This window comes from Acinetobacter sp. YH12255, assembly GCF_013417355.1.
GTDB classification, from domain to species: Bacteria; Pseudomonadota; Gammaproteobacteria; order Pseudomonadales; family Moraxellaceae; genus Acinetobacter; species Acinetobacter pseudolwoffii.
In genome coordinates, this window is sequence record NZ_VPEC01000013.1 from 70,324 (window position 1) to 81,882 (window position 11,559).

The 11,559-nt window shown below is 42.4% G+C and carries 10 protein-coding genes; all 10 read right to left on the minus strand.

Annotated features, from left to right (window positions below; translation table 11 throughout):
• Window positions 1–70: 70 nt before the first annotated feature.
• The 10 genes from galE to FTV30_RS07760 all read right to left on the minus strand — a co-directional run bounded on the left by galE (window position 71) and on the right by FTV30_RS07760 (window position 11,518).
• Window positions 71–1,087, minus strand: a complete 1,017-nt coding sequence (galE, locus tag FTV30_RS07715) for a UDP-glucose 4-epimerase GalE (RefSeq protein WP_180001356.1) — start codon at window positions 1,085–1,087, stop codon at window positions 71–73.
• Window positions 1,080–2,747, minus strand: coding sequence for a glucose-6-phosphate isomerase (gene pgi / locus FTV30_RS07720; RefSeq protein WP_180001357.1), 1,668 nt, complete (start codon window positions 2,745–2,747; stop codon window positions 1,080–1,082). Before pgi ends, galE begins: the two co-directional genes overlap by 8 nt.
• Window positions 2,747–4,003, minus strand: a complete 1,257-nt coding sequence (locus FTV30_RS07725; protein WP_180001358.1) for a nucleotide sugar dehydrogenase — start codon at window positions 4,001–4,003, stop codon at window positions 2,747–2,749. The genes pgi and FTV30_RS07725 overlap by 1 nt, the downstream gene beginning before the upstream one ends.
• A 24-nt stretch (window positions 4,004–4,027) precedes the next feature.
• Entirely contained in the window at window positions 4,028–4,903 is an 876-nt protein-coding gene (galU, locus tag FTV30_RS07730) for a UTP--glucose-1-phosphate uridylyltransferase GalU (protein WP_180001359.1), read from the minus strand.
• Between the two features lie 12 nt (window positions 4,904–4,915).
• Entirely contained in the window at window positions 4,916–6,790 is a 1,875-nt protein-coding gene (locus tag FTV30_RS07735; RefSeq protein ID WP_180001360.1) for a nucleoside-diphosphate sugar epimerase/dehydratase, read from the minus strand.
• A 118-nt stretch (window positions 6,791–6,908) separates the two neighbouring features.
• Window positions 6,909–8,084 carry a DegT/DnrJ/EryC1/StrS aminotransferase family protein gene (locus FTV30_RS07740; RefSeq protein ID WP_180001361.1) on the minus strand — a complete coding sequence of 392 codons (1,176 nt, stop codon included), beginning with the start codon at window positions 8,082–8,084 and terminating at the stop codon, window positions 6,909–6,911.
• 32 nt (window positions 8,085–8,116) lie between these two features.
• Window positions 8,117–8,785 carry a NeuD/PglB/VioB family sugar acetyltransferase gene (locus tag FTV30_RS07745; protein ID WP_180001362.1) on the minus strand — a complete coding sequence of 223 codons (669 nt, stop codon included), beginning with the start codon at window positions 8,783–8,785 and terminating at the stop codon, window positions 8,117–8,119.
• The gene (locus FTV30_RS07750) at window positions 8,775–9,380 is read right to left on the minus strand and encodes a sugar transferase (protein ID WP_180001363.1); all 606 of its coding nucleotides are present in this window, start codon (window positions 9,378–9,380) and stop codon (window positions 8,775–8,777) included. The genes FTV30_RS07745 and FTV30_RS07750 overlap by 11 nt, the downstream gene beginning before the upstream one ends.
• Window positions 9,381–10,508, minus strand: a complete 1,128-nt coding sequence (locus FTV30_RS07755) for a glycosyltransferase family 4 protein (RefSeq protein WP_180001364.1) — start codon at window positions 10,506–10,508, stop codon at window positions 9,381–9,383. It lies immediately after the preceding gene.
• Entirely contained in the window at window positions 10,505–11,518 is a 1,014-nt protein-coding gene (locus tag FTV30_RS07760; protein WP_373683709.1) for a hypothetical protein, read from the minus strand. Before FTV30_RS07760 ends, FTV30_RS07755 begins: the two co-directional genes overlap by 4 nt.
• Window positions 11,519–11,559 lie beyond the last annotated feature (41 nt).

Sequence of the window (11,559 nt, forward strand, 5' to 3'; positions counted from 1 at the left end):
CATACAGTACAATAAAAATGGGAGCTGTTCATCAAAAGCTCCCATTTTTATTTATATCGCTATAAAGATTTTAGCGATAACCATTCGGATTCTGCTTCTGCCAGTTCCAGCTATCAGCGAGCATATCCTCTAAACCATACTGAGGTTGCCAGCCCAACTCTTGGACTGCACGAGTATTGTCTGCAAAACAGGTCGCCACATCACCTTCACGACGTGGTGCTAATTCAAATGGAATTGCAACACCATTGACCCGTTCAAAAGTATCTTTAACTTGTAGCACTGAAATGCCATTGCCAGTACCAATATTCCAGGCCCGACACCCTTGTGCAGTTAAACGATTATTGAGGGCACATAAATGTGCATTGGCCAAGTCGACTACGTGTATATAATCCCGTACACCCGTGCCATCGACAGTGTCATAATCATGACCAAAGATCGACAGTTTTTCACGTCGCCCTACTGCCACCTGAGTTACATAAGGCATTAAATTATTCGGAATACCTTGTGGATCTTCACCGATCTGCCCGCTTTTATGCGCGCCGACCGGATTAAAATAACGTAATAAGGCAATCGACCAACGTTCATCCGCCACAGACAACTTTTCCAAGAGCTGCTCAACAATCAGTTTGGTATAGCCATAGTTATTGGTCGGCATTCCGGTAGGCATTTCTTCGTTTAAAGGTGAAGGATTATTTTCGCCATAGACCGTGGCTGAGGAACTAAACACCAGTCTAAAAACCTGTGCGCGCTGCATCGCCTGAACCAGGCTGATTGAACCGGCAATATTATTGTCAAAATAAGCCAATGGTATTTGCTGGCTTTCTCCGACCGCTTTCAGACCGGCAAAATGAATCACGGCCTCAATCGAGTGTTGCTGAAATACCTGATCTAATAATTGAGCATCACGGATATCACCTTGTATCAATGTCAGGCTTTTTTGGGTCAACTGTTGCACCCGATTCAAAGACTCAGCAGCGCTATTGCACAGATTATCTAAAACCACCACCTCATGGCCGGCATTTAATAACTCAACACAAGTATGCGAACCAATATAGCCTGCCCCGCCCGTTACCAGAATTTTAGCCATGCTGCTTCCCTAATAAAATGTTAATTAAACCTTGGGTTGAACCATCCAGACTATCCAGATCGCTCTGTTCGCCATTGAGGATCGGCAATAACTGATTGGCAATTTCCTTGCCTTTTTCTACGCCCCATTGATCAAATGGGTTGATGTTCCACAGCACCGACTGAACAAACACCTTATGCTCATACAATGCAATCAGCATCCCCAGACTATAGGGATTCAGTTCTTGTAGTAACAAGGTACTGCTCGGCTGATTGCCTTCATACTGCTTATAAGCCGGCAAGCTCGCCAATTCGTTTTGATCCAGCGCTTCATTACCAAAAGCCAGTAAACGCGATTGCGCCAGACAATTCGACAATGCCAAATGATGCTGCTCGATTAATGCCTCAGCACTATCGGCATAGGTATATTGCTGACTGTTATAGCGCTTGACCGGCGCAATAAAGTCACAACTCACTGACTGCGTACCTTGATGGAGGAGCTGATAAAAAGCATGTTGAGCATTCGGTCCCACTTCGCCCCAAATAATCGGACAGGTATCCAGCTGAACTTTTTCACCATCACGTTGAATCGACTTACCGTTAGATTCCATTTCCAGCTGTTGCAAATAAGAAGCAAAGTATTTCAGTCGTCCATCATAAGGCAGGATGGCATGGGTCTGAATATCCAGGAAATTGTTATTCCATGCACCCAAGAGCCCCATCAACACCGGAATATTGCGCTCAAAAGGCTGATACTGAAAATGCTGATCGACCGCATAAGCACCAGCCAGCAGCTGCTTAAAACCTTCAATTCCGATACTCAAGGCAATTGGCAATCCGATACAGGACCAAAGCGAATAACGTCCTCCGACCCAATCCCACAACAGTAGCTGGTTTTCCGGAGCAATTCCCCAGGCCGTCATTTTCTCCGGCTTGGTAGAAACTCCAATAAAATGATGCTTCAGAATATAGGGATGCTGACCCAAGACCTTTTCTAACCACAAGCGTACTGTCTGGGCATTGGTCAGAGTATCAATCGTGCCAAATGATTTGGACGAAATAATAAATAGCGTGGTTTCCGGACGCAGTTGATGCAACAACTCGGACAGCTGACTGCCATCCATGGTCGAGACGAAATGCACATTGAGTGGCTGGGCAGACTGGTATTTAAAATCCGATAAGGCATGGGTGACCATTAGAGGGCCAAGATCTGATCCGCCCACGCCAATATTGACCACATCCTGAATCACTTCCCCGGTGGCACCACGACGCTGCCCGGCATGAATTTGCTCGACCAAGGCATACATGCGCTCAAGTTGAGCATGCACATCAGCGGCCAGATCCGCATGCTGCTGATCCTGGACTGGCAAGCGTAATGCCCAATGCATGGCAGCACGTTGCTCGGTATAATTAATGTCCTGATTTGAAAATAAAGACCCGATCCAGGATCTTAAGTTTTGTGCATCTGCCCATTCAATCAGGTCCTCCATCACCGTGTTATCAATTCTGTGTTTACTATAATCGAAGACCAGCTGTTCAAACTGAATTGAATATTTGTTAAAACGCTGGGGGTCTGCGGCAAACAGTTCTCGTAGATGCACCGCATCAAGTTGTTCTTTGCTCGAGGCGAGTTTTTGACACACAGTTTCAGTATTTAGATCTGGTTTAAGCTGACTTAACATTAACGTCCCACCCCAATATAATTAAAACCACGCGCCTTGATATAGGCCGGATCATACAGATTACGCCCATCCAAAATCAGGGGATGCTGCATCAGTTTAATGAGGTGTGGATAATCTGGACTACCATACTGTTTCCATGCCGTCATCAGACACAAGGCATGCGCCCCTTCCACGGCCTGATACTGGTCTTTACACAGGATCAGGTCTTCCCGTGGCCCATAGACCTTTTCAATATTCGCAATTGCTTGCGGATCATGTAGTTTGACCGTCACGCCTTGCGCCCACAAAGCGGTCAGCATGGCATGTACCGGAGACTGCTGAATACTCGGTGTATTTTCCTTAAAGGCTGCGCCCCAAATCGCCACCACTTTTCCCTGTAAATCGCCACGGAAATAATTCCATAGTTTGCGGAACAGTAATTCTTTTTGTTGTTCGTTAATCTCCCAGACCTGTTCCAGCAACTGGTTTTTTACCCCTGAATCTGCTACTGCATGCGTTAAGGTGCGGATATCATGCGAGAAGTTCTCTCCACCAAAACCGACGCCCGGAAACAAATAGGCGGAACCAATCCGGTTATCCGCCGCCATGCCTTGGCGCACCTGTTCAATATCGATCCCGAGTTTTTCTGCCACGCTGGCCAGATCATTCATATAACTGATCCGGGTGGCCAGCATGCCGGAAATACTTAGCTTGGTAAATTCGGCATCCAGAACCGGCATAAATAGATACTGTTGCGCGCGTGGAAAAAGGGGACGTAAGAGTTCTTTGATTTTAGGCTGTATATCTACATGATCACAACCCACAATCAGCTGGGTGGCCTGAGTAAAGCTACGCAGTGCATTGCCTTCCTGAATAATATCTGGCAGATAAATCCAGTCATCATTCGGCAGCAACTGCTGAAAGCGCTGGGTACCATGCAAGCCAAAGGTCGAAGCATTAATCATCAGTTTGGGATGGGCAAAACAGGCATGCCGGATGGTGTCCAGCATCTGAAACGCCTGCTGTTCTTCAGTCGCATTAAAACTAAAGAAAAACACATCCTGATTAAAATCCAGATGCTGAAAATCGCAACAGTTTAAAAAGCCAGATTTTTCCTGTTTTTGCAGTAATAGCTGAAGAGATTCATCCTGGAAATACGGCCGAGCTGACTCATCTACATTGAAGCTATTACACCAGACCACCTGATGACCACATTCAGATAAAAGAGCTGAAATGACTCCGGAAAATAAGGTTTTTCCCAATACTGCGACTTTCATAATATTCCTTTTTATTATTTTTTCTTACAAAACCAGTTCCTGAATCAATGCTTTAAACTCGCTACCGAGTTTAGGATGATCGACGCCATAATGTAAAACAGCTTTTAGATAACCCAACTTACTGCCACAGTCAAAGGTCTGGCCTTTCATGCGGTAGGCTTCTACAGCTTCTGTCTGCTGCAGCATGGCAATCGCATCGGTCAGCTGGATTTCATTGCCTGCCCCTCGTGGTGTCTGTTCCAAAAGCTGCATGATTTTGGCTGGTAGAATATAACGTCCGACCACAGACAAATTCGAAGGTGCCGTTCCGACCGCCGGTTTCTCAACAATCCCTTGCATGACGATACTTTCCCCTTCCTCAGGCGATGCAGCAACATCCACGATGCCATACTGGTCGACCAGATGTTCAGGCACCGCTTCTACCATGATTTGTGACGCCTGAGACTGAGCATAACGCTGAATCATGCGTGCCAGATCATTTTCCGGATCCTGATCCTTGACCAGCACATCCGGCAACAAGACCGCAAAATCATCATCGCCAATCACGGCTTTGGCACACAGTACCGCATGACCCAAACCTAAAGGTTGCGGCTGACGGACACTAATCACACTCACGCCCGCAGGCAGAATTTCAGTAATTTCTTTCAGCAGGTCGGTTTTGTTTTTTTGCTCAAGGGTGGTTTCAAGCTCAAAGTTACGGTCAAAATAGTTTTCAATCGATGCCTTGGAAGAATGGGTGACCAGAATAATCTGCTCAATTCCGGCAGCAACTGCTTCACGGACCACATATTCAATCGCAGGGCGATCCACAACAGTCACCATCTCTTTGGGAATGGATTTGCTGGCAGGTAAAAAACGCGTACCTAAACCGGCCACAGGGAGAATTGCTTTCTTAATCATATCTATAAAAACCTAGTTCACTTTAATTTCGTTACCGCGTACATAACCATCCACATAATGTTCCAGTTGTGCCAGTGCCCATTCAATATCGGACTGAGTCGCGCTAAGTTCATGTATGCGGTTAAATACTGCCAGAATTTCTGCCAATGGATAATGTTTTTCGACAGATCGTAGAATACGCGTATGCGCGGTAATTTCTGTATTTTCTTCGTCAATCAGTAGTTCTTCATAAAGTTTTTCGCCTGGACGTAGCCCAGTATATTGAATATCAATATCACCATTCGGGTCTTTATTATCTCTGACTTTGAGTCCGCTAAGGGCAATCATTTGACGGGCCAGATCCTGAATTCGTACCGGCTCGCCCATATCCAGCAGGAACACATCACCACCATGACCCAAGGCACCGGCCTGAATCACCAGCTGTGAGGCTTCGGGAATGGTCATAAAGAAACGGGTCACATCCGGATGGGTCACAGTAATCGGGCCGCCCTTGGCAATCTGCTGTTTAAATAGAGGCACTACAGACCCCGATGAACCAAGCACGTTACCAAAACGTACAATACTGATCTGGGTCTGGTCCTGTGCTTCCGCCATGGCCTGACAGTACAGCTCGGCCATACGTTTTGATGCCCCCATGACATTGGTCGGACGTACGGCTTTATCGGTTGAAATCAGTACAAAGGTTTCAACGCCATTTTTAACGGCAGCATTCAAACTAAAAGCGGTACCAATTGCATTATTTTTCAGGCCAGCAATCGGGTTACATTCTACCAATGGTACATGCTTATACGCCGCCGCATGATAGACCGTCTGCACCGCATATTGTTCAATAATCCGTTCCAGTTTGGCCTGATCCAAGACCGTACCCAGAATCGGAATAATTTCGACATTGGACGCCAGACGCAGTTCTTTATCAATGCTGTACAGGGCAAATTCGGTCAGCTCATAAATCACCAGTTTCTGCGGCTGGTTTTTAATAATCTGTCGGCATAGTTCGGAACCAATTGAACCACCGGCACCTGTGACCAAGACCATTTTGTTTTGAATATTTTTAGCCAACAGTTCAGGTACTGGCGGCACAGGGTCACGCCCGAGCAAGTCAATAATATCGACTTCCTGAATATCCGATACGCGAATTTCACCATCGACCAGTTTGGTCAGTCCTGGAATTTCGGTAATTTTTAAATGCGCCGGTTCTAAAAACTTGATGATTTCACTTTTACGCACCCGCCCTACCGAAGGCAACGCAATCAGGATTTCATCAATTTTTTGCTTGCGCATGAGTTTTAAGGCAGTCTGGGCATCATAGACTTTGAGTCGGCCCAGCTGCTGTCCGCTTAACGAGCGTTTATCGTCAATAAACATGACCGGCAAATGCTCATTGGAACGATACAGTGCAGCAGCGACCTGTTGGCCTGCATGACCCGCGCCATAAATCGCAATACGTTTTTTCTGTACGTCGGCCTGCAAATAGGAACGGATAATAAAACGGATGATGCCCCGGCTAAACCAGATCCAGGCAAACATCATAAAGCCGAACATCAGCGGAATAGAGGTCGGAATAAATGCCGGCGTGAAATAAGCCAGCGCATAAAGACCAGCGACAGTCAGAGCCGTCGCCAGCCCCATTTTAATCATAAACACTTCATTATACGTACGGACAATAAAGCGATAAACCCCACATACGAATAGGGATACGACTGCAATTAAACTGACCCAAAGCGCACCAAAAGCCAGATTCGGTACCACTTCTGCGCCTAAATCGAATCGGCGAATGGCATAACACAGCCAGATCAAGACGGGAAAAGCACAGAAATCCAGAAAAATTAAAAAGGCAAGTTTGGCGGCTCGTGGGGATTCTACGAAAGGCGTAATGATCGATTTCACTGGATGCGTTGTCTCAATTCTAATAAATTTTTAATAAGTCACAATACGATGAGTAACTTAAAAACATATTCTATATCAGTTAAATGCACCGAACACGGTGCACTTATATTCTAAAAGTTTAAGCAACTATTCTATTAATAACTTGTTGAATTGCGGTGACTGTTTTGTTAATACTTTCATCACTTAAAGTAGGATGAACTAAAAACATCAGACTGGTTTCACCGAGTTTTTGCGCATTTGGCAAACGCTGTGCTGGACGCCAGGGCGTATCATCAAAAGCATGCTCGAGATAAACTTCTGAACAGGAGCCACTGAAACAAGGCACATTGAGCACATTAATTTCCTGCATGATCCGGTCACGTGACCAGCCTTCAGGCAAAGCCTCGATATTGACCTGCACATAACATTTATAGGCAGCATGCACATAATCATCGGATGGACGATGGACGATAAAATATGGACTGTCTGCAAATGCCGCATAAATCTTTTCCATATTGGCAAGGCGTTTTGCAGTCCATTCCGGCATTTTTTTCAGCTGAATACGGCCGATCACAGCCTGCATTTCCATCATGCGCCAGTTGGTGCCAAAGGAATCATGTAACCAGCGGAAACCCGGCGGATGCTGCTTGTTATAAATACTGTCAAAATTCTTGCCATGGTCTTTATAGGACCACATTTTTTTCCACAGCTCTTCATCATTGGTGGTGACCATACCACCTTCACCGCCTGTGGTCATGATCTTGTCCTGACAGAAAGACCAGGCCGCGATATGACCAATTGAACCGGCAGATTTACCTTTATATTTCGCGCCATGCGCCTGTGCACAATCTTCAATCACATACAGGCCTTTATCGGCAGCCAATTGCATGATCGGGTCCATATCACACATCCAACCTGCCAGATGCACACAAATGATGGCTTTGGTATTGGGTGTGATCACCGCTTCAATGGTCCGACGGGAGATATTTTGGGAGTCCAGTTCAACATCTGCAAAAACCGGATTGGCCCCGGCAGTCACAATCGAGCTGGCAGATGCCAAAAAGGTCCGTGAGGTAACAATCACGTCATCACCTGCACCAATATTCAGGGCTTTTAAGGCCACATCCAGTGCAACTGTACCATTGGCCAGTGCCACTGCATATTGAGTCCCTGCAAAGCGGGCAAACTCTTTTTCAAATTCGCGACATTCCTGCCCGGTCCAGTAGTTGACTTTATTCGACAATAGAACCTGGGAAACCGCATTCGCTTCTTCCTGAGTAAAACTTGGCCATGGTTCAAATGCAGTGTTTAACATGATGTTTCCTGAATTTTTTAAAATTTAAAAACTTATTTTTTCTCTAAAATCCGTGCCGGATTGCCAATCACCGTTACGCCCGGTGGTACACTTTTGGTGACGACTGCGCCCATACCGACTACCGCACCTTTACCAATCACTAAAGGTTTGTCGGGTGTCCCCTGTTTGATCACGGCACCTGTACCAATATAGGCATGGTCTTCAATATGGATATTGCCATTACATTTCACGCCGGGAGCAAAAGTAACGTAATCTCCAATGATGCAATCATGGGCTACATAACCAAAGTAATTCGCATGGAAAAACTTACCAACCTTGATATTAGAAGTAAAATGTACATAATTACATAAAATAGCACCTTCACCTATTTGTACTTCATCCATACAAACAGTCGTAGATGCACTTACTGACCAATGCTTTAAGTTATATAAATCAATTTTTTGAGTAAGTTTCTCTCTAATATCACTATTAGCAATTGCAATCGCCACATATTTATCAGCAGCTTTTAACTCAAGAAAAGCTTCAAAGCTATAAACTTGATGACCGTTAATTTGATCTCGTACTTCACCATCGTCAATAAATACAAGCTCGTAATTTCTAACATTTTCAGCAATCAATTGTTCACGTGCAATTGGCATGACTCCACGACCAAAACCACTTGCACCATAGATCGCATATAGATGTTTTAAATTACTGCTCATCTTTTTTATTACCCATGAAGCGCGTCATCGTTACTTCTTCAGACTGGTTAATGCCTTCTTTGACTAATACTTTTTTCACTGTTTGAAACATGATTTTAAAATCAAGCCAAATTGACTGATTTTCTACATACCAGGTATCTAGTTTAAATTTTTCTTCCCAGCTAATTGAGTTTCGCCCATTCACCTGTGCATACCCTGTCATACCCGGACGTACATGATGACGTTTGGCTTGTTCTTCATTATATAAAGGTAGGTAATCCATAAGAAGTGGACGTGGGCCAACGATACTCATATCACCTTTGATCACATTCCAAAGTTCAGGCATTTCGTCTAGACTCGTTGCACGTAACATTTTCCCGAACCTTGGTAGCCGCTGTTCATTTGGCAACAAATTACCTTCTGGGTCACGCTCATCCGTCATGGTACGAAACTTAATCATTTCAAAAGGCTTACCATGTAAACCGGGACGTACCTGGCGAAATAAGACGGGAGATCCCAGGTTTTTTTTCACTTTGTAAGCCACAAAGGCATAAAGTGGTGAAAGCAGGATCAGGGCAACGGAGGCGATGATAATATCGAGAAGGCGTTTTAGCATTTATAGACCTAAAATATTCACTAAACGTTGATTTACTTTTTCTGCATCAAACTTTTCAACGGCAATTTTATAGCTTTCAGCACCCATTACTTGAGTTTGTTCTGGGTGTTCAATGAAATAAATCATTTTTTCTGCCAAAGCTTCAGGATTCCATTTTGGCACTAAAAAACCATTTACTCCATCTTCTACTGTTTCCCTACAACCGGGAACATCAGTAGTGATAATTGCACGGCCAATTGCCATTGCTTCTTGCGTACTTCTTGGCACACCTTCTCTATAGTAAGAAGGTAGAACAAATACACTTGCTTTTTTAATCCAATCAGCTACATTATTAACATATCCAGGATATTCAATAACATTAGTTTGTATTAAATCTTTTAACTCTTCCTCTTTAAGGCTACCTAAAGCTGATTTATCAATTGCACCTAATACAGTAAACTTAGTATTAGGATAGTTTTCTTTTACAATTTTAGCGGCTCTTATATAATCATGAATTCCTTTCTCAGCTAATAAACGTGCAACAAAAATAAAAGATATATCTGAGTTAAAATTTTCAGAATATTTATAATTGTCTAAATTTAAACCTATTCCACCTAAAACTTCTACCTTTTTCACTTTAATAGCATGTTGCTGTAATAAGTCTTTTGGGTCATCAGGATTTAAAAAAATAAGCTGATCAAGTTGTGGTAATGCTATTTTATATAAAAAAACCTGTATCTTTTTTATGAGCTGAGTTTTTTTACTTAAGCCTTCTGGCTGCTCTGTAAATGTATAGCCTAAACCTTCGAGCATACCTATCACACGTGGTACTTGAGCTAATTTGGCTGCCAAAGTACCAAAAATGACGGGCTTAGAAAAATAAGAGAATACTAAATCAGGATTAATTTCTTTAATTTTTTTTGAGAGCCGATATGTTGCAACTATATCTGCGAGTGGGTTTAGTCCACCACGGTTGAGCGTATATGTAATTGGTGTAGCACCCAACTTTTCTATTTTTATCAGATCTTCTGCCGTATATTCAGACGTAAATGCATAGACTTGATGACCTTTTTTCAAGAGTGTACAAATTAAGTCTGCACGAAAGCCATAAAAGCTAGAAGCTACAGTTCCCACCATAATTACTTTCATTTATTCACTACCTGATACTTAATGTTTTCTTTAACTTTCAATATATAAAAAAAGCATATATAAACAACTAGATAATTATACATTCGCAAACGTACTGCTGTCCCCAAATTATCATTCCCAATTAACCATACACTTGCATATAATACAAAAAATATAATTAAAAAACGAACAAAGCTGTCGGCTAATTTTATATTTTTAACTAGATAAACCAACATAGCAAAGAAAGGAACCGTTTCAACTAAGAGTAAAATAACTGCAAAAGGATTAGTTACATATAGACCAAAGAGCTGTCCTAAAGTACTCAACATCAAGTTTGGGATAAAAAGCATAGGATTAGAAAAATTTAAACCTAATGTAGACCCTCCACTTCCTTCCTCAAAACCAGAACGATATTCAGTAAGTATATTAAAAAAACCTATATAATTTGCCAAAAACAAAGAAATAAAGTATAGGAAACTAAAGAGGATAACACGCTTTTTAGTAAATTTAACTTTCCATAAAAAGAGCGCTAATAAAAATGCATAACCTAAATAAGGTCTTAATTTTAACAAAAATATTCCAATTAGAATAGCCAAGATATAAAAAAACAAAAAAGAAAAAAAATTAGAATTACTTAATGAGTTCTTAACAGCTAAGCAGCCGATTAAGAATGAAAATGTCATAAATACATCACGAAAAATATCTAAAGAGTAAAAGAAAAGAGTGGGATATATAGTGCAAATTAAAAGTAAATAAAGATAATTTTTTTGATTATAGTTAAATTTCAATCCTGCAAGATATATACAAAGAAAAGGAATAGTTAAATTTAAAGCTAATAATATATGAGAAATGTAACTTCGAGAGTATAAGCCTTTTTCATTTAAGTATTTTAAAATTTCAGGCCATATATTTACAGCTACATTAATATTACCTATAGCATACGCAGGCTTTGTTGCACAAAGATTTGAAATGCAAAGCGCCCCTAATTGAGCCAAATTTAAGGCGTAACTTGGGTAAGTGGTCGACCTAATTCCGTAAATCTGTTGAGGACTGCTACACGTGCATGAATTTC